Genomic DNA, 18,227 nt, shown 5'->3' on the forward strand with positions numbered 1-18,227 from the left:
TGTGACCGACCATATCCGCAATGAGATCATTGACGGTGTCCGTGCCCCGGGGAGCAAGCTGGTCGAACGGGACCTTGCCAATGAGCTGGGCGTCAGTCGCCTGCCGGTTCGCGAGGCCCTCAAGACGTTGGTTGCCGAAGGTATCGTGACGCCCCGGCCGCGCACCTGGGCCGTGGTCCGAGAGTTCACTCCGTCTGACATTGCGGATTTCAATGAGGTTCGTGGTGGGCTCGAACTCATGTCCTTCAAGCTGGCGGCCCAGCGCCATACTCGCCAGGGTCTGGCCGAGCTGCGGGAAGTCCTTGACCAGGAACTTCTGAGCGCTCGAAACGGCGATGCCGTCACTTCGCGTCGGACCGGTGCCCAATTCCATGAAATCGTGACCAAGCTTGCGGGAAACGATCTGCTGATCGAATTGAACGGGATCTTGTCTTCGCGAATGCGGTGGTTGCTGTCACAGCACGACAACCTGATCGCCATGGCCGAAGAACACGAGGAGCTCTACCAAGCCATCGCCGCGCGCGATGTTTCCAAGCTGGAGACTCTGGTCAGTGCCCATCTTGAGACAAGCCATTTAAGCGTCATGACCCGCACCGGGGCAGCTGCCGCTGAATCTGCTTAGAGGACCGGGGCCCTGGTTGCCAAGGAATTCCGTACGCCATTGAGACGCGCGTCGGGCACGGGTTTTCTCGGCGTGATTGTTGCGGGCAACGTCTGTTGGATGGCCTGAGCCGGTTCATGGTTCCTTCTGAACCGGGTGAGACCTATGCCTCTGATCCTGGTGATTTAACGAAGTTCGGCAATCCGCGCGTTCGCGGCACAACAGTTTGAGGGCTCCTCACCGTTGAGGGTGTAATCGCTGGCTGGATGCGTCGGTCCCGGGGCAGCGATGCGCAAACGCAGCCGGAAGCTCGATCGTGTGTCGCCGTTCGCAGGGGATTTCCTCGCGTGCCCGCTCAGGTCGGTCAACGGCGCACGCGATAGCGCAGGTGAAGCACCCGGTTGCCCTGAATCGCCACGTCGGGATCCTCCAATAAGTGCTGCCCGTGGACCGACCCGAAGTAGCGTTTGCCGGACCCGAACACGACGGGTGCGACGTCCATGCGCACCTCGTCGACCAGGCCCGCGGCAAGCACCTGGCCACCGACGTCGCCAGCGGCGACCTCGACGAGGCGGTCACCCGCGAGCTCCTGCGCCTTGGCCATGGCTGCCTCGACGCCGTCGACGAAGTGAAACGGCGCCTTGGGGTCCCAGCCCTCGGGCTCCGGCCGGTGCGTCACGACGACCACGTGGTCGACCCCGCCCGGAGGCTTCCCGTCCCAGCCGTCCGTCATGTCGAAAACGTGGCGGCCGACGATCGTCGCCCCGACCTGGTCCCAGTATGGCCGGGTGTAGTCGTAGGACGTCTGCGACACCTTCAACTCGCCGCTCTCGTCCAACGGCACGTCACCGCTGGTCAACCAGTCGAACAGGGGTCCGGGCTGGTCGTTCTCGCCCGCGATGAAGCCGTCCACCGACACCGAGCCGTACATGACCACCTTGCCCATGGGGTGCTCCTTTGCTTTGGGGTGCCCCATGCTAGCAGCTCGGGATCTGACGTGAATACGACCCGAGTCCTGAGCGTGCGCAAACCTGGCTGAAGAACTTAGCTCTCCGTCGGGCGTGGATATTCGGCTTGGGTTTTGGCAGTCTTGCCGTGATGCTCGCCAACAGTCATGCCGGTGACCCGGCGGAATGCCGACCTAAAGGCGCCGGATTGCCGGGAGTCCGGCCGCGCACAAGCGCGGGGCTCCGGAGACTTGTGGACGCTTGCTTCCAGGTGGCGAATTTTCAGTGGACCCTGGATTTAGGGTCTCGGCGGCGCTCCATGGGATGGCGTTCCATGAGTGAGTGGGCCGGGGAGATGTGCACCCAATCCGACTCGGAAAGACATGTGCCATTGAAATGGACCTTGGTTTCCGTGGTCTCTTGGTTCGCCAACTGCCCGCCGCCGGCGTGCGGTCCGATGAGTGGATCCGGACCGGTTTGGCGGCGGTTCTTCGAGGATGGCCTGTTCCCGGGAATTGCACTTTCATGGGTTTCTGAACTCGCAGGCCTGCCATGACTCATCCGAAAAGTTCGGCTCTTTGCTCATCGGCAAATGGGTTATTGCACACGATCTGCCTTGCGAGAAGCCATGGCTAGGTGCGGTTCCACCGCTTCCGCCGCCCGCTGTGCAGTGCATTTTGACCAACGTGCATGGGGTGCCGGGCGCTCCCATGCTGCGGCCGGCGGCCCTGAATGGCGTTCCACGTTGGCCTGATGGTTTCGAACTCGGCGAACGCCAGCGGCGAGATTGCCTGACCGTTTCTGTGTCCGTGCCCGCTCAGCTTTACGTATCTGGTATCCAAAATCATGAGAAGTTCCCCCAAAATTCCGCAGTTCCTTCCCGGATTTTCCGACAGATCAAGCACGTAGGCATATTTGGTATTCCATAAGTAGGGCGTTTGGTATACAGTTTTTTTGTTGCTTGGATCACTTTTGCGGAGGGCTCGACGTCATGACCAACACAGCTTCGAAGGCTCAAAAGCCAGCGGCCACCAAGCCGGTGGCCACGGGACGCTCACTGCTGACCACAGCGTGGCTGCGTATCCGGAAGAACCGCGTTGCCATGGCCAGCTTGATAGTGGTGCTCCTGACGGTACTGTTCGCGATCTTCGCGCCGGTGCTGGTGGCGATCTCGGGCCAAGACCCGAACACAACCAACACTTCTCCGGAGGTGCTGGATAACTTCTACACCCCGGGTTTGCCGCTTCCGTATTACATGTACCCCAGCGCGGAGCACTGGCTCGGGGTTGAACCTGGCCTCGGCCGCGACCTGTTTGCACGCCTGGCCTACGGGGCCAGGGTCTCGCTGAGCATCGCCCTCCTCTCCACCTTGGTTTCGGTGGTGCTGGGCACCGTTCTGGGAGCCGCAGCAGGATACTTCGGGGGCAAGATCGACATGGTCATCAGCCGCATCATGGACCTGTTCCTGGCCTTTCCGCACCTCCTGCTGGTGCTCTCGATCGCGCCCATCCTCCAATCCAGGTTGGCCGGCTCGGCGCTTGCCAGCGGGTCCTTTGTTCCCATTGCTTCCCTGGTCATCGTCCTGGGCTTCTTTGGCTGGGCATACCTCGCCCGTGTGGTCCGCGGACAGGTGCTCATGGTGCGCGAGCAGGAATTCATGGATGCGGCGAAGTCCTTCGGCACTTCGCATCGCTCCATGATTCTCAAGCAGGTCATTCCCAATGTTTCCGGCGTCGTCTTGGTCTACGCCACGATGATGATCCCCACCAACATCACGGCCGAGGCGGCGCTGTCCTTCCTGGGCGTGGGCGTCAAGGACCCGACCCCTTCATGGGGCCAGATGCTCAACGCCGCACAGGCCGGCAACTGGTACTTGAGCGACCCGTGGTTCCTTGCGGTTCCCAGCATCGCGCTGATCATCACGGTGTTGGCCTTCAACCTGCTGGGCGATGCGCTGCGCGACGCGCTGGATCCCAAGTCCTCACGCTAGATAGATTTCCACCTTTCCAGATTCAATTCGCTTCATTTCCATAGGAGGATCCATGAATAAGAAAGCAGTCATGATGCTGTCGTTCACGGCGGCGATGGCCCTCGGGCTGACCGCCTGCGCCGGAGGCGCCGGCGGTGCCAAGGGTCCGCAGGGAGGGGTCGACCAGTCGGCCGACCGGTACGCACCCGTGGTCGTACACTCCGGTTTCGCGGAAAAGGGCGGCAACGTCAACGTGTTGATGTCCGCCGACTTCGCAACCCTGGATCCGGGCAATTCCAACTACGTGCAGACGGCCAACGTCGGCCAGCTCTACTACCGGACCTTGACCATGGCCAAGGAAACCGCGGGCCAGCCGCCGGAGATCGTCCCGGACTTGGCGACCGACTTGGGCAAGGTCTCCGATGACGGCAAGACCTGGACCTACACACTGCGTGACGGGCTGAAGTTCGAAGACGGATCCCCGATCACGTCCAAGGACATCAAATACGGGGTGGAGCGTACCTACGCCCGCGACGTCTACACCCAGGCGCCCCAGGAACTGAATTCGGCGCTGACCGATGACGCCTACAAGGGCCCGTACTCCGACGGCGACCTCGAAGCCATCGAAACCCCGGACGACAAGACCATCGTCTTCCATCTCAAGCAGGCCTTCGCCGAATTCCCGGCTCTTGTCTCCCGTTCGAACACCGCACCGGTGCCGAAGGCGAAAGACACGAAACAGGACTACACCAACCACCCGGTGTCCTCGGGTCCGTACAAGGTCAAGAGCTATGACCGAGGGCGCGAAATGGTCCTGGAACGCAACGAAAACTGGGACCCGGCCACCGACCCGAACCGCCCGGCATTGCCGGACACCTACACCTTCAGCCTCTCCACCTCGCAGTCGACCATCGCCCAGAAACTGATCTCGGATGCCGACGCGAACGCCATCACCCTGGACAGCAACGGCGCCCTGCAGGTCTCCGACGCGGCGAGCCTGAACGACCCCAAGATCAAGGAACGGATCGCAGGCGGCTTCCTGGGCTGCATCGACGTGCTCGACCTGAACACCGAGACCATCACGGACCCGACGGTGCGCAAAGCCATCGCCCTGGCCATGGACCGGGAGTCCATCCAGGTGCAATACGGCGGAGCACGCTTCGGCGAGCTGGTGAACACCCAGCTGACCAAGAACATGGCCGGTGTCACCGAGCAGATCAGCGACCTGGACCCTGCAGGAAAGCCCAAGCTCGAGGAAGCCAAGAAGCTGCTCGAAGGCAAGGACTTCCCGAAGAAGCTGGTTTACGGCTACTCCAACGCCACCGAGCGCTACAAGAACGTCGGCACCGTGCTGCAGCAGAACCTGAAGGAACTCGGCATCGACCTGGAGTTGCGCCCGATCCCGGCCGCGAACTACTACTCGACGCTGGCCGGCGAAGGCATGCCGGACATCGCCCGCTCCGGCTGGTGCGGCGGCGCCGACTCCTCCTCGGTGCGCATGACCGTGGACCCGAACCTCGGCCCGTCGCTGGACGGCAAGACCTACGGGTTCAGCAACATCCCGCGCTACTACGACGAGGCTCTCTCCAAGAAGATGTATGAGCTGCGTTCAGCCACGGGCACCGCGGAGGAACTGGGCGCGAAGTGGTCCGATCTCTACAACGAGGTCATGGCCACCTACCCGCTGGTTCCGACCATGCACAGCTACACAAACTCCGTAGTCGGTTCCAACATCCGAAATGCCCAGGTCGGCTACTTCTTTGGCGCCATTGACCTGAATTCGGTCGGCGTCGCAAAGTAAGGCAGCAGATCATGGTTAGTTTCCTCTTCCGCAGAATCGGCGCGATGCTCCTGCTGCTTCTCGTCGTCAGCTTCATTACCTTCACGCTGTTCCAGTTCGGTCCCGCGGACCCCGCTTCCGCCGCGTGCGGCCAGGAATGCACGCCGGACCGCGTCGAACAGGCCAGGGTGGCACTGGGTCTGGACAAGCCCTTCATCGTCCAGTACCTTGCCTTCCTCTCGGGGCTGATCGGTCCACGCATGCTCGGGGCTCCGGGCGCCGAGCAGTTCTGCGCCTGGCCTTGCCTCGGGAAGAGCTTCCAGACCAACGAGAACGTCACGGACATGGTTGCCAACGCCCTGCCGTACACGCTGTCGCTGGCCGTGGGTGCCGTGCTGCTGTGGACGATCTCTGGCGTGGGCCTGGGATTGTTCGCCGCACTGCGGAAGGGGAAACTAGCCGACCGCCTGATTGTCGGCGCCTCGTCGATCGGCGTTTCGCTGCCGATCCCCGTCACCGGACTGGTGCTGCTGCTGGTCTTCGTCGGAACGCTGGGATGGTTCCCCTTCACCACCAACCAGATCCGGTCGCCGTTCGGCGAGGCTGGCTTCGGCGGCTGGATCGCCAACTACTTCCTGGCCTGGGTCGCGCTCGCGGTGCTCTTTTCGGCGCAGTACGTGCGCATCACCCGAAGCAACATGATCGAGACCTTCTCCGAGGACTTCATGCGCACGGCCCGGGCCAAGGGGCTGGCGCGCCGGACCATCGTGTTCAGGCACGGCGTGCGGGCCGGCATCACGCCGATCATCACGATGCTGGGCCTGGACCTCGGCGCACTGCTGGGCGGCGCGGTGCTCACCGAGCAGATCTTCTCCGTGCCGGGGCTGGGCTTCACCGCGGTGCGCGCCGCCACCAGCGGCGACCTGCCGGTGACCATGGCCATCACCATGCTTGCCGCCTTCTTCATAATTCTTTTCAACGTGATCGTGGACGTGTCCTACGCGTTCATCGACCCGAGAGTCAAGGTGGGCTGACCATGGAACCGATGCTGACGGTCAAGAACCTGAGCGTGAAATTCCCGACCGACGACGGAATGGTCGCGGCCCTGAACGGCATGGACCTGACCCTGCACCGCGGGGAGACCGTGGGCCTGGTCGGCGAGTCCGGGTCCGGGAAATCCGTGACCAGCCAGGCCATCATGGGCCTGTTCAAGGAGACGCGGGCGCAGATCGACGGGGAGATCACGTTCGAGGGCACCGACCTGCTGGCCCTGGGGGAGGACGCCATGCGTGCCTACCGGGGAAAGAAGATCGGCATGATCTTCCAGGACCCGCTCTCGGCCATGCACCCCTTCTACACGGTCGGGTCGCAGATTGCCGAGGCCTACCGGGTGCACCACAAGGTGTCTAAAAAGGCCGCCCGCGCGGTAGCCATCGACATGCTCGGCAGGGTTGGCATCCCCGACCCCAAGCGGCGGGTGGACAGCTACCCCCACGAGTTCTCCGGCGGCATGCGCCAACGCGCCATGATCGCCATGGCCCTGGTCTGCGAGCCGGAGCTGCTGATCGCCGACGAGCCGACCACGGCGCTGGACGTGACCGTCCAGGCCCAGATCCTGGATCTCATCTCCGAGCTGCAGGCCGAGACGAATTCCGCCGTCATCTTCGTGACCCACGACCTGGGCGTGGTGGCCCAGCTGTGCCAGCGCGTGGTCGTCATGTACGGCGGCCAATGCGTCGAGCAGGCCACCGTGCGCCAGATCTTCAAGAACCCGTCGCACCCCTACACCCGGGGACTGATGGCCTCGATGCCGCACCTCTCCGGCGAGGGCGACCGGCTGACACCGATCCCCGGCTCCCCGCCGGCGCTCCTGGCGCTGCCGCAGGGCTGCATCTTCGCCGACCGCTGCCAATTCGCCAGCCTGGTGCCCGACAGCCTGTGCACCACGAAGCGACCGGGCTTGCTGCTCGAGGGCGGGCACGCGGTGCGCTGCCACGCGCACGAGCTGGACCTGCTGGAAGAAGCCAGCCTGATCGGAGCGGGATCATGAACACGCCACTACTCGAGGTCAGCGAGCTGACCAAGCACTTCCCGACCAAGGGAGCCATGGGCCGGACCACCGGCGCGGTCAAGGCCGTGGACGGCGTGAGCTTCACGCTCGAACGCGGAACCACGCTGGGCCTGGTCGGCGAGTCCGGCTGCGGAAAGTCCACCACGGGCAAGGTGCTCATGCGGCTGCTGGATCCCACCAGCGGCAGCATCAAGCTGGACGGCGAGGAGGTCACGGGGCTGCGCGGCAGGCAGCTGGACGGCTTCCGCCGGCGCGTGCAGATGGTCTTCCAGAACCCCGCCTCCTCGCTGAACCCGCGCCAGTCGATCGGCGCGACCATCGCGGCGCCGCTGGTCGAGCAGCGCATCAAGCCCCCGGGCGGCATCAAGGCCACGGTGATGGACCTGATGGAGCGGGTGGGCCTGCGCCCCGAGCATGTCAACCGTTTCCCGCACGAGTTCTCCGGCGGCCAGCGCCAACGCATCGGCATCGCCCGGGCGCTGGCCCTGGAACCAGACGTGGTGATCTGCGACGAGCCGGTCTCCGCCCTGGACGTCTCGGTGCAGGCCCAGGTGGTGAACCTGCTCAAGGACATCCAGCGGGACACCGGGGTCGCCTACATCTTCATCGCCCACGACCTGGCGGTGGTCAAGCACATGGCCGACGAGGTGGCCGTGATGTACCTGGGCAAGATGATGGAAAAGGCGCCCAAGCAGCAGATGTTCGCCGACCCGCGCCACCCCTACACCCGCGCGCTGCTCTCGGCCGTGCCCAGCGTCGACTTGGACGCCGCGCTGACCGAGCGCATCCGGCTGGGCGGGGACCTGCCCTCGCCGAGCAACCCGCCGTCGGGCTGCGTGTTCCGCACGCGCTGCCCGGCCTACCAGCTGCTGGACGAGGCGGGCCGGGCCCGCTGCGCCGGCGAGGTGCCCGCCGGCGAACTGGCCTGCCACTTCCCGCAGGCCCCGATGGCCATGGCCGCCGCCACCCCGAGATGACACGACCCGGATATGAAACGACCCCGATGAACCACCTGGAAGGAACACCCACATGCTGATCAGCAACGCCCGTCCCTGGGCCGGAAAAGCCAGCGACGTCCTGATCGAGGACGGCAAGATCGCCGCGATCACCGAGCACGACCCGACCCGCGAGCTCGGTGCGGATGACGTCGATGGCCGCGGCCGGATCCTGATCCCGTCCTTCTCCGACGTGCACGTGCACCTGGACTCGACCCGCATCGGCCTGCCGTTCCGCAGGCACACGGGCCGCCCGGGTGTGTGGGGCATGATGAGCAACGACCGCGAGCACTGGCGCGACGCCGAGATCGGGCTGGAGGAACGCGTGGCGGGAACGCTGGAGCGCATGATCGCCCGTGGCACCACCCGCGTTCGCTCGTTCGCCCAGGTGGACGTCGACTGCAAGCTCGAGAAGTACGAGGCCGTCGTGGCGGCGAAGGAGAAGTTCGCCGACCAGGCCGACATGCAGGTCATGGTGTTCCCGCAGGCCGGCATCCTGCTGGAGCCGGGCACCGAGAAGTACCTGGAGGACGCGCTGCGGGCCGGCGCCGACGTCATGGGCGGCATCGACCCCTGCGAGCTGGACCGGGACCCGGTCCGCCACCTGGACGTGGTCTTCGGGCTCGCCGAGAAGTACCAGGTCGAGATCGACATCCACCTGCACGAGGCCGGCACGCAGGGGGTCTTCTCCGCCGACCTGATCGCCGAGCGCACCCGGGCCCTGGGCATGCAGGGCAAGGTCAACCTCTCGCACGCCTACGAGCTGGGCAGCGTCAACGCCGCAACCAGCCGCCGGCTGATCGACACCTTCGCCGAGCTGGACATCTCGCTGACGTCGGTGGCGCCGAGCACCTCGAACCACCTGCCGCTGGTTGACCTGGTCGAGGCCGGGGTGCGCTTCGGCCTAGGCGAGGACGGGCAGCGGGACTACTGGAGCCCGTACGGCAACTGCGACCTGCTGGACAGGACCTGGCAGCTGGCCTTCGTCAACGGCTTCCGCAAGGACGAGCTGATCGAGCACGCCCTGGCCGTGGCGACCATCGGCGGCGCCTCGATCATGGACCACGACGTTCCGCGCCTGGCCTCCGTGGCCGACCGCCCGGGCGTCGCCGTGGGCGACCGCGCCGACCTGGTGCTGGTCGACGGCGAAACCGTCGCCTCCACGGTCATGGACCGGGGCACCGACCGCACCGTCATCCACGACGGGCGCGTCGTCGCCGACGGGCTGAAGGTCCTTTCCGTGGAACGCAGCCGCTGACCTTCGGCCGCCTCGCGAACCGACGGCCGGCGGGATCCCTGACGGGTCCGCCGGTCGTCGGGCGTTCCACACAGCAATACCAGCAGCAATACCACTAGCAACGGCAAGAACCATGGCAAGTGGCCGATCGCGGCTCTGCCGCACGTACCAAGACGCGCGTACCAACACAAGGGAGCAGAAATTGGGTCAGACCACCCGGGTCAGGGCGGCCTTCGTCATCGGCTACGAGAACGGGGACCACTGCATCTGGCCCCGGGGCGAGTTGGTGCATGAGGACGGCCTCATCGTCTTCGTGGGCCGCGGCTACGCCGGCCGCGTCGATGTGGAAATCGACGCGGGCAACGCGATCGTGTCGCCGGGGTTCATCGACCTGAACGCGCTGGCGGACGTCGACCACGCGATCTTCGACTCGTGGCCGACGGGCGACCGCCGCACGGGCTTGGCCTGGTCGGAGGAATACCTGGCCGACCACGGCCCGGTGTTCACCGAAGAGGAGGAGCTCTTCCGGCGGCAGTTTGCCGTCAGCCAGCTGGTCCGCAACGGCATCACCACGATCATGCCCATCGCCGCGGAGACCTACAAGCCGTGGTGCGAGGACTACGCCGACATGGCGCAGCTGGCCTCGGCCGTCACCGACCTCGGGCTGCGCGCGTACCTCGGCCCCAGCTACCGCACTCACGTCCCCTACACCGACGGCACCGCGTCGCTGCTTCACGAGGACGAGGACAGGGGGCTGGACGGCCTGGCCCAGGCCATCCGGTTCTGCCGGGACTACGAGGACACCGCCGGCGGGTTGGTCCGCACCGCGCTGCTGCCGGCGCGCATCGAGACGCAGACCGAGCTGACCCTGAAAATGACCCGTGAAGCCGCCGACGAGCTCGGTGTTCCGGTGCGCCTGCACGCGGCCCAGGGCCTGTTCGAGGTGGGGGAGATCGTCGCCCGCACCGGGCTGCGCCCGATCCCGTACCTCGAGTCGATCGGGTTCCTGAAGGAGAAGACCTTCATCCCGCATGCCTGGACCGTGCCCGGGCACCGCCACATGCCCGAGCGCTACGGGCAGGGCGACGACGTCCGGATCCTGGCCGAGCACGGCGCCACCGTCATTTTCTGCCCGATCCCCACCGCCCACTACGGCGTCTGCATGGAGGACTTCGACGCGTACCGGGCCAAGGGCGTCCGCGTGGTGCTGGGCACCGATTCGGCCCCGCCGAACATGATCCGCGCCATGGACCTGGCCATGGGGATGACCAAGGCAAGCACGGGGGACCGGACCAGCGCCCGGGCCGAGGACCTCTACCGGGCCGCGACCCTGGACCCCGCCAACGCGCTGGGCCGCGACGACCTGGGCCGGCTGGCCGCGGGGGCCCAGGCCGACTACTTCGTGCTCGACCTGGACGGAACCCACATCGGGCCCCACGGCGACCCGATCCGCACGCTGGTCATGAACTGCGACGGCCGGGACATCACCCGGGTGGTGGTCGCCGGGCGGACGGTCGTGGAGGACAAGCGGATCGTGACGGTGGACACCGGCTCCTACGCCGAGCGCGCGCAGCGGTTCCTGGAAAAGTACATGGCTTCCTTCAGCGTCAGCGACTTCAAGAAGCGCCCGACGCAGGAACTCTTCCCCTCCAGCTTTCCGCTGCGCTGACACCGGCCGCGCCCGGCGGCGGTTGTCTCCGGGATCCCTAGCGCGCCGTCCAAGGGATCCCGGTCAGGACGCTGGGATGCATCTCTGACTGGTGCCGCAGGGGCAATACCCGTGGCGTGGCAAGCACCTGGTCCGCTTTGGCTCCCTCCTATGCTGGGGAGATGACAAGGATCCTGCACCTGGCCGAAACCGAGCACTGGCTCCAAGCCAAGGAATCCGGCGTGTACAGCCGATCGACCCGTGGCGCCGGCCTCGACGATGTCGGGTTCATCCACTGTTCCTCGCCGGAGCAACTTCCGGTGGTCGCAGGATTCATCTATGCGGACCATCCCGGGGAACTGGTGGTGCTTGAACTCGACGGCCCCGCCATCGAGGCCGCCGGAACCGACATCAAACACGAGGACGGCGGCGACGGCGAGCTCTACCCGCACGTCTACGGCGCCGTAAGAGTCGAGTGGGTGAAGGCAATCCATCCGGCACGGATGGTCAACGGCGTGCTGGTGGTTGGATGACGGGGCTCGCCTGGGACGGCTACTTCAACGCCCGGGACCTGGGCGGGATGCCGACCAAACTCTCCCCGACCGGGGCCACGGTGTTGGGCAGGATTGCGCGCGGGCCGCGTCGCGAGCGCCTGACCGTCGAGGGCTGGGCCGACGCGCGTGCGTGGGGTCTTTCCTCGGTCGTGGACCTTCGTTGCCCCTACGAGGTCGGCGTGCAGGACGGGGACCCGGAGGTTGCCGCGCGGGCGCTCGGGGACCTTTCGATCGTGAACGCGCCGACCGAGGACCAGCTGGATCCCGCCTTCCGGGAGGCATGCTTCCCGATCCTCGATTCGCCCGAGTGCTGGAGCCACAACTGGCGCCTGCAACCACATCTGGTGCGGGCGACGCTCGAGGCCATCGCGTCCGCCGAGCAGGGCGTGCTGGTGCACTGCAGCGCCGGTCGCGACCGCACCGGAATGATCTGCGCGCTGCTGTTGGGCAACGCCGGGGTCGACCCGGACGCTGTTGCGGGGGACTATGCGGCCTCGGTCCGTGCCATGGCGGGTGCCGCCCACCATTCGCCGACCGCGGATCGCCAGGCCACTTGGTCGCAGGAGGAAGCCGAGGCTTGGCTCGGCGACAAGATCGCCATCGTCCGCGACGTGGCCGCGCATGCCAGGGACATCCTGGACATGCTCAAGGTGCCGGCTCCGGTGAGCGCATCCTTGCGCGCGATGCTCATCGACGCTTAGCCGCGCGCGGCCAGACAACCAGGGTCGCGTCCGTGGAAGAATCGACCCATGACTTCGATAAACCCGCAGGCCGGCAAGCACGAACAGCCCATCGCCACGTGGGGTGCATGGCTTTGGGACTTGTCATCACGCTGCTCATACTGTTTGTTGGAAGCGACGGGAACCCGCTGTCCACGTGGTTCCTTGCTGCACCCGCGGTCCTGGGTCTGGTCGGCGCTTGGCTTGCCGCGCGAAAAGACCACCCGGGGTGGATGATCGCCTCGGGCATCTGGGGAATTGCCTTGATTCCAGCGACCATCTTTGTCGTCACCCTGGTTTCTGGTCCTTAGCCGGCAGCCCCTCAGCGCCCCTTTTGTTTCCGCTGCCGGGAAGCACCTTCGCCGGTTTTCGGCAGCACGTTGCGGGGTCTGCCGCATCGCATTTGGAGATGCCTCTAGCCCGCCACGTCACGGGGGACCTAGGATCGAAATCGTGGGGCCGCCCCCTCGCCTTCCAACGAGAGGGGGCGATGCGCGGCAGAAAGGCTATTTGATGAGTAGACGAATCGTGAGGCTGGGCGAGACGGACACGGATCGGACAATCAAGATGTTCGAGCTCATGTCGGAGGTTTTCGAGGAACCGGCAGCGGCCTTGGATCGGGACTACGTGGACGCGCTGCTGGCCAATCCGTCGTTCTGGGCCTACGCGGTGCTCGTTGACGACGCCGTACTTGGAGGCCTCACCGCCCACGTCCTGCCCATGACACGCTCCATGGACAACGAACTCATGATTTACGATTTTGCCGTCGACTCCGAACATCAGCGCACAGGCCTGGGACGGCAGCTCATGCAAGCAGTCATCGACGATGCGGCGAGCGCCGGGATTGCCACGGTGTTCGTGCCGGCCGAGGCAGCCGACCCCCACGCGCTGGAATTCTACAAGTCCCAAGGCGGAGTGCGGATGGAGTGTGTCATCTTCAGCTTTGAGACCATCGGTGCCGTATCCGAGGCAGTTGCACCAACACTTCGGGAGTAGCCGCGTGGCGTGGGCCAGAGCGGGTTGTGCGAGTCCCTCTCCGTGTTCATCCACACCTCGGACGGTCTGCCGATACGCTGGGTGACCAGTGCTTAAGCCGATCTGGAGGAACGCCTGGAATTGTTCAACGGGACGATCAACGTGGCCTACTCGCAGTTCTACATCCATCCCGAGGATCTCATTGAGATTGACATGGGCGATGCGTTCCGGGGACAGGCCAAGGGCCTGTGCGGTGCCGCCGCTGCGCCGCTGCTCTTCTTCACGACGGGACTGCTCACCGGGCACGTCGGGCTCTCGATTCATCTGAATGACAGCGAACCCGCCCTTTCCGAGGAGTGGGAGGAAGCCGTGGAAGTCCCGCTCGAGGTGGCCGGAGAGCTATGCCTGACTGAGTGGGGAGAACCGTCCCGGGATCCGATGCCGATCCCGCACGGCCGCTACCGACTGCGCTATGCGGGCATCAACATGGATGCGGCAAAGGACGCGGACTGCATCTTCGAGGACGCCGAAGCCATCGACCGGTACCGGATCGACCTGTGGCCCGTCGCCGACACAGCGGGAGACCGGATCATCCGCCAACACGGGGAACAAGCCGCCTACTGGCACGGCGCCTGGAGCCAGGACTAGCTGCCGCCCGCCACCCTGGAATCGGATCCTCGGCAGGGGGCTACTTGCTTCCGGAAAGCGTTGTCGAAACGCTGTGCACCAACGCCTCGAGCGGACCGCGGCGCCCGATGAACTTCAGCAGCAGCCCCAGCAACAGCGCTGCCACGACGTAGATGATGAACAGCGCGTTCCTTGGCAGGGGAGCCGAGATATCGCTGAACAGGTCAAGCGCCACCAAATGCCCGGCATAGATCGTGAGGGTTGCGGCACCGGCCCCGGTCAACGGCCACAGCAGCATCTGGCCGACTCCGCCCAGCAGGGCGGAAAACGCCATGCACAGGAGCTGGGCCGCGCCGAGGACAGCCAGCGCGCAGCCCGTCACGTGCATGACATCCAGCGGGGCGCCGCTGTGCGGCGCGGAAATTGCCAGGAACCAGGGTGTGCCCATGGCGCCGTCCAGCCGCTGGCCTGTCGCCAGGGCAACCTCGAGACCGTTGGCGTTGAGCTCGGTCGCCGAGCGAAGCGCCTTGAGCGCCCCGGGGCTCTCCAGCAGCCACTCGGAACCAATCCGTGCCCCCACGGCCATCACCGAACCCGCAACCAGCAGGCCCAGCGCCACCGGCGGCCGGGAGAGGGCCAGCCGGCCGACGAACAGGCCGGTGAGCAGGAAGCCGAACCACACCAGCAACGGGTAGTAGCCGGTCAGCAACACGTCCGCCAGGAACACCAGCGGGGTCCCGAGGTCGCTGAAGCCGGGGGAGTTGCCCAGCCGGAACGGATCCGTGAGTCCCTCGACCCACGGGCGCAGCACGTAGTAGAGCAAGGGGGAGAGCAGCAGCCAGCCGGCGGCCCACCAAGCCAGCGCCCGCCGGCGCATGTTCAGGAACGGGATCGCCGCGAGGAAAAGCAGCGCGTAGTGCACCAGGATGACGGCGACATTCGTGTCCAGGGCCCCGAGGCCGAATCCGAGCAGGGCGATCAGCCAGGCCCGGATGAGCACGCTGCGCCGCAGGGCGCCGATCTTGCCCGGGGCAGGGCCGGCCGCGCCGCCGGTGAGCAGCGCGAGGCCGACGCCCGCAAGCAAGACGAACAGGGCCGAGGCCCGCCCGGAGAAGATTGTCGCGGCCCAGGACGGGGCAAACCCGTCCCCGGCCAGTGCCACGCGCAGCGGCAGGATGTGCACCGCCATCATGCCGACCAGCGCAACGGCCCTTGCCAGGTCCACGCCGAGGATGCGAGGGGATCCGCCCGCCGGGCGCGCACCGCGGCTTCCGGCCTTGGCTCCCCGGGACGAAGTTTCGGTCATTGTTACAGCCTATTGCCTGGCGCCGAATGAACCGTTGGGGCGCGCAAAGTGTAACGTTGATGTCATGGCTGAATCTGCGTTGAATACCCCACGTCCGAATTACACCCTGGGAACGGTGCTCACCGCCATGGTGACCCCCTTCAAGGACAACGGGGAGGTCGACTACGAAGCAACCGCCAAGCTGGCGAACAAGCTTGTCGACGACGGCTGCGACGGCCTTGTGGTCACCGGCACCACCGGCGAAACCTCGACGCTGACCGACGAGGAAAACCTCGCCATGTTCGCGGCCGTGCGCGACGCAGTGGGCGACCGCGCCAAGATCATCGCCGGAACCGGCACCAACGACACCCGCCACTCCATCAGCCTCTCCCAGCGCGCCGCGGCGCTGGGCGGCATCGACGGACTGCTGCTCGTCACCCCGTATTACAACAAGCCGTCGCAGGCAGGCGTCAAGGCCCACTTCGAGGCCGTCGCCTCCGCTACCGACCTGCCCGTCATGCTCTACGACATCCCCGGCCGCGCGGGCATCCCGATCGAACCCGAAACCATCATCGAGCTGTCCAAGCACCAGAACATCGTGGCGCTGAAGGACGCGAAGGCCGACTACCAGTCGACCACCACGGTGCTGGGCGCCACCGACCTCGACGTCTACTCGGGCGACGACGGGCTAACCCTGCCGCTGATGGCGGCCGGCGCCGTGGGCGTCGTCTCGGTGACCGCGCACATCGCAGCGGCCCAGTACCGCATCCTGGTCGACGCCATGCTCGCAGGCGACCTGGCCACGGCCCGCGCCACCCACTTTGCCCTGGACCCGATCCAGCGCGCCGTGATGAGCCACATCCAGGGCGCCGTCTCGGCAAAGCACATTCTTCACTGGCAGGGTGTCCTGCCGAACACCGTTGTCCGGCTGCCGCTTGTGGCACCGTCGGAAGCGGAACTCGATTCCATCCGCACCGATTTGCGCGAGGGCGGATGGGAGCTCTAGAAAGGTAAGCAATTCATGACCGAATCTTCCGTTGGGGTCACCGAACCGGTGCTCCACTCCCTGCCGCCCAAGCTTCAACCGGGCACCCTGCGCATCGTGCCGCTCGGTGGCCTGGGTGAGATCGGGCGGAACATGGCCGTCTTCGAAATCGACGGCAAGCTGCTGATCGTCGACTGCGGCCTGCTCTTCCCCGAGGAGCACCAGCCGGGCGTCGACGTCATCCTGCCCGATTTCAGCTACATCAAGGACCGCCTGGACGACGTCGTCGGGCTCGTGCTCACGCACGGCCACGAGGACCACATCGGCGCCGTTCCGTACCTGTTGCGCCTGCGCGGGGACATCCCGCTGATCGGCTCGCGGCTGACCCTTGCGCTGATCTCGGCCAAGCTGGAGGAGCACCGCATCAAGCCGGTGCTGCGCCAGGTCGTCGAGGGCGACGTGGAGACCTTCGGTCCGTTCGAGACCGAGTTCGTTGCCGTCAACCACTCGATCCCGGACGCGCTTGCCGTGTTCATCCGCACCGATGCCGGCAACGTGCTGCACACCGGCGACTTCAAGATGGACCAGCTGCCGCTGGATGGCCGCATCACCGACCTGCGCCACTTCGCGCGCCTGGCCGACGAGGGCGTTGACCTGTTCATGCCCGACTCGACCAACGCGGACGTCCCCGGCTTCACCACCGCGGAAAAGGAAATCGGCCCGGTGCTCGAGGGCCTCTTCGGCCGCGCGCGCAAGCGCATCATCGTCGCTTCGTTCTCCTCGCACATGCACCGCGTGCAGCAGGTCATCGACGCCGCACAGGTCCACGGGCGCAAGGTGGCCTTCATCGGCCGCTCGATGGTCCGCAACATGACCATCGCCGAGAAGCTCGGCTACCTGCACATCCCGCCGGGAATCCTGGTGGACATGAAGAACGTGGACAAGCTGCCTGACAACAAGGTCGTGCTGATGTCCACCGGTTCGCAGGGCGAACCGATGGCCGCGCTCTCCCGCATGGCCACCGGCGACCACCGCATCCAGGTGGGCCCGGGCGACACCGTCATCCTGGCTTCCTCACTGATCCCGGGCAACGAGAACTCGGTGTTCCGCGTGATCAACGGCCTGATGCGCCTGGGCGCTGACGTCATCCACAAGGGCATGGCCAAGGTGCACGTCTCCGGCCACGCCTCGGCCGGCGAGCTGCTCTACTGCTACAACATCCTGCAGCCGCTGAACGTCATGCCGGTGCACGGCGAGACCCGCCACCTGATCGCCAACGCGCGCCTCGCGGCGCAGTCCGGTGTCCCGGCCCAGAACGTGCTGCTCACCGAGGATGGCTCCGTCGTGGACCTCAAGGACGGCGTGGCGAAGCTCGTCGGCCAGGTCGATTGCGGGTTCGTGTACGTGGACGGCTCCAAGGTCGGCACCATCACCGACGAGGACCTCAAGGACCGCGTCACGCTGGCCGAGGAGGGCTTCATCTCGGTGATCTCCGTGATCAACCGCCAGTCCGGCAAGCTGATTTCCGGCCCCGAGATCCACGCCCGCGGCGTGGCCGAGGACGACAGCGTGTTTGACGAGATCCGGCCGAAGATCGCCGAGGCCCTGCAGGACGCGGTGCGCAACAACCCGACGCACACCACGCAGCAGCTGCAGCAGATCGTCCGCCGCGTCATCGGTTCATGGGTTTCGCGCAAGCTGCGCCGCAAGCCGATGATCGTGCCGGTCGTGCTCGAGGCCTAAACAGCCCCGCACGGGGTAGTTCAATACCTCACACCGGCTTGTGAAAGCCCCCGGAATTCTGCGCTCCACGCGTGGATTCCGGGGGCTTTTG

Annotated in this window: 17 protein-coding genes; 15 read left to right on the forward strand and 2 right to left on the reverse strand. The window is 65.8% G+C overall.

Features of this window, described 5'->3' with window-relative positions; translation table 11 throughout:
• The first annotated feature begins 1 nt into the window (after position 1).
• A complete protein-coding gene (locus ACFY5D_RS18855; RefSeq protein WP_387533468.1) occupies positions 2–622 on the forward strand; it encodes a GntR family transcriptional regulator in 621 nt (206 codons plus the stop codon).
• Between the two features lie 343 nt (positions 623–965).
• Here the strand turns inward: ACFY5D_RS18855 and ACFY5D_RS18860 are convergent, their stop codons facing one another.
• Positions 966–1,547, reverse strand: coding sequence for a dihydrofolate reductase family protein (locus ACFY5D_RS18860; protein ID WP_387533670.1), 582 nt, complete (start codon positions 1,545–1,547; stop codon positions 966–968).
• Between the two features lie 992 nt (positions 1,548–2,539).
• Here ACFY5D_RS18860 and ACFY5D_RS18865 point away from each other — a divergent pair.
• From ACFY5D_RS18865 to ACFY5D_RS18920, 12 genes are all read left to right on the forward strand, one after another.
• Positions 2,540–3,538 (forward strand): ABC transporter permease, encoded by a 999-nt coding sequence (locus ACFY5D_RS18865; RefSeq protein ID WP_387533471.1) that lies wholly within the window; start codon positions 2,540–2,542, stop codon positions 3,536–3,538.
• Positions 3,539–3,590: 52 nt separating this feature from the next.
• Complete coding sequence (locus ACFY5D_RS18870) at positions 3,591–5,318, forward strand: ABC transporter substrate-binding protein (protein ID WP_387533474.1); 1,728 nt, start codon at positions 3,591–3,593, stop codon at positions 5,316–5,318.
• An 11-nt stretch (positions 5,319–5,329) separates the two neighbouring features.
• Complete coding sequence (locus tag ACFY5D_RS18875) at positions 5,330–6,331, forward strand: ABC transporter permease (protein WP_387533477.1); 1,002 nt, start codon at positions 5,330–5,332, stop codon at positions 6,329–6,331.
• A gap of 2 nt (positions 6,332–6,333) precedes the next feature.
• On the forward strand, positions 6,334–7,347 hold the full coding sequence (locus tag ACFY5D_RS18880; RefSeq protein WP_387533480.1) for an ABC transporter ATP-binding protein: 1,014 nt from the start codon (positions 6,334–6,336) through the stop codon (positions 7,345–7,347).
• On the forward strand, positions 7,344–8,345 hold the full coding sequence (locus ACFY5D_RS18885; RefSeq protein ID WP_387533482.1) for an ABC transporter ATP-binding protein: 1,002 nt from the start codon (positions 7,344–7,346) through the stop codon (positions 8,343–8,345). Before ACFY5D_RS18880 ends, ACFY5D_RS18885 begins: the two co-directional genes overlap by 4 nt.
• A 52-nt stretch (positions 8,346–8,397) precedes the next feature.
• Positions 8,398–9,621 carry an amidohydrolase family protein gene (locus tag ACFY5D_RS18890; RefSeq protein WP_387533485.1) on the forward strand — a complete coding sequence of 408 codons (1,224 nt, stop codon included), beginning with the start codon at positions 8,398–8,400 and terminating at the stop codon, positions 9,619–9,621.
• A 181-nt stretch (positions 9,622–9,802) separates the two neighbouring features.
• A complete protein-coding gene (locus ACFY5D_RS18895; RefSeq protein WP_387533488.1) occupies positions 9,803–11,269 on the forward strand; it encodes a chlorohydrolase family protein in 1,467 nt (488 codons plus the stop codon).
• A 161-nt stretch (positions 11,270–11,430) separates the two neighbouring features.
• Positions 11,431–11,781, forward strand: a complete 351-nt coding sequence (locus tag ACFY5D_RS18900; RefSeq protein ID WP_387533491.1) for a DUF952 domain-containing protein — start codon at positions 11,431–11,433, stop codon at positions 11,779–11,781.
• Positions 11,778–12,503, forward strand: a complete 726-nt coding sequence (locus ACFY5D_RS18905; RefSeq protein WP_387533494.1) for a tyrosine-protein phosphatase — start codon at positions 11,778–11,780, stop codon at positions 12,501–12,503. The genes ACFY5D_RS18900 and ACFY5D_RS18905 overlap by 4 nt, the downstream gene beginning before the upstream one ends.
• Before the next feature lie 107 nt (positions 12,504–12,610).
• A complete protein-coding gene (locus ACFY5D_RS18910) occupies positions 12,611–12,832 on the forward strand; it encodes a hypothetical protein (protein ID WP_387533497.1) in 222 nt (73 codons plus the stop codon).
• A gap of 202 nt (positions 12,833–13,034) precedes the next feature.
• Positions 13,035–13,517 carry a GNAT family N-acetyltransferase gene (locus ACFY5D_RS18915; RefSeq protein ID WP_387533499.1) on the forward strand — a complete coding sequence of 161 codons (483 nt, stop codon included), beginning with the start codon at positions 13,035–13,037 and terminating at the stop codon, positions 13,515–13,517.
• Between the two features lie 120 nt (positions 13,518–13,637).
• Entirely contained in the window at positions 13,638–14,144 is a 507-nt protein-coding gene (locus ACFY5D_RS18920; protein WP_387533502.1) for a hypothetical protein, read from the forward strand.
• A 40-nt stretch (positions 14,145–14,184) separates the two neighbouring features.
• On the opposite strand, the gene ACFY5D_RS18925 is transcribed toward ACFY5D_RS18920, so the two are convergent.
• Positions 14,185–15,429, reverse strand: a complete 1,245-nt coding sequence (locus tag ACFY5D_RS18925; protein WP_387533505.1) for a heparan-alpha-glucosaminide N-acetyltransferase domain-containing protein — start codon at positions 15,427–15,429, stop codon at positions 14,185–14,187.
• Positions 15,430–15,493: 64 nt separating this feature from the next.
• Between ACFY5D_RS18925 and dapA the strand changes: the two genes are divergently transcribed.
• Together dapA and ACFY5D_RS18935 are read left to right on the forward strand one after the other, a co-directional pair.
• On the forward strand, positions 15,494–16,414 hold the full coding sequence (dapA, locus tag ACFY5D_RS18930) for a 4-hydroxy-tetrahydrodipicolinate synthase (protein ID WP_209996001.1): 921 nt from the start codon (positions 15,494–15,496) through the stop codon (positions 16,412–16,414).
• Positions 16,415–16,429: 15 nt separating this feature from the next.
• On the forward strand, positions 16,430–18,136 hold the full coding sequence (locus ACFY5D_RS18935) for a ribonuclease J (protein ID WP_387533508.1): 1,707 nt from the start codon (positions 16,430–16,432) through the stop codon (positions 18,134–18,136).
• The last annotated feature ends 91 nt before the right edge of the window (positions 18,137–18,227 follow it).

It is taken from the genome of Paeniglutamicibacter sp. NPDC012692 (assembly GCF_042901625.1).
GTDB lineage: Bacteria > Actinomycetota > Actinomycetes > Actinomycetales > Micrococcaceae > Paeniglutamicibacter.

Excerpts from the sequence above, each read along its gene's own strand:
- ACFY5D_RS18870 (WP_387533474.1), top strand. The coding sequence starts at position 3,591 with ATGAATAAGAAAGCAGTCATGATGCTGTCGTTCACGGCGGCGATGGCC.
- ACFY5D_RS18905 (WP_387533494.1), top strand. The coding sequence starts at position 11,778 with ATGACGGGGCTCGCCTGGGACGGCTACTTCAACGCCCGGGACCTGGGC.
- ACFY5D_RS18885 (WP_387533482.1), top strand. The coding sequence starts at position 7,344 with ATGAACACGCCACTACTCGAGGTCAGCGAGCTGACCAAGCACTTCCCG.
- ACFY5D_RS18935 (WP_387533508.1), top strand. The coding sequence starts at position 16,430 with ATGACCGAATCTTCCGTTGGGGTCACCGAACCGGTGCTCCACTCCCTG.
- ACFY5D_RS18860 (WP_387533670.1), bottom strand. The coding sequence starts at position 1,547 with ATGGGCAAGGTGGTCATGTACGGCTCGGTGTCGGTGGACGGCTTCATC.
- ACFY5D_RS18915 (WP_387533499.1), top strand. The coding sequence starts at position 13,035 with ATGAGTAGACGAATCGTGAGGCTGGGCGAGACGGACACGGATCGGACA.
- ACFY5D_RS18880 (WP_387533480.1), top strand. The coding sequence starts at position 6,334 with ATGGAACCGATGCTGACGGTCAAGAACCTGAGCGTGAAATTCCCGACC.
- dapA (WP_209996001.1), top strand. The coding sequence starts at position 15,494 with ATGGCTGAATCTGCGTTGAATACCCCACGTCCGAATTACACCCTGGGA.
- ACFY5D_RS18925 (WP_387533505.1), bottom strand. The coding sequence starts at position 15,429 with ATGACCGAAACTTCGTCCCGGGGAGCCAAGGCCGGAAGCCGCGGTGCG.
- ACFY5D_RS18875 (WP_387533477.1), top strand. The coding sequence starts at position 5,330 with ATGGTTAGTTTCCTCTTCCGCAGAATCGGCGCGATGCTCCTGCTGCTT.
- ACFY5D_RS18865 (WP_387533471.1), top strand. The coding sequence starts at position 2,540 with ATGACCAACACAGCTTCGAAGGCTCAAAAGCCAGCGGCCACCAAGCCG.
- ACFY5D_RS18900 (WP_387533491.1), top strand. The coding sequence starts at position 11,431 with ATGACAAGGATCCTGCACCTGGCCGAAACCGAGCACTGGCTCCAAGCC.
- ACFY5D_RS18890 (WP_387533485.1), top strand. The coding sequence starts at position 8,398 with ATGCTGATCAGCAACGCCCGTCCCTGGGCCGGAAAAGCCAGCGACGTC.
- ACFY5D_RS18910 (WP_387533497.1), top strand. The coding sequence starts at position 12,611 with ATGGCTTTGGGACTTGTCATCACGCTGCTCATACTGTTTGTTGGAAGC.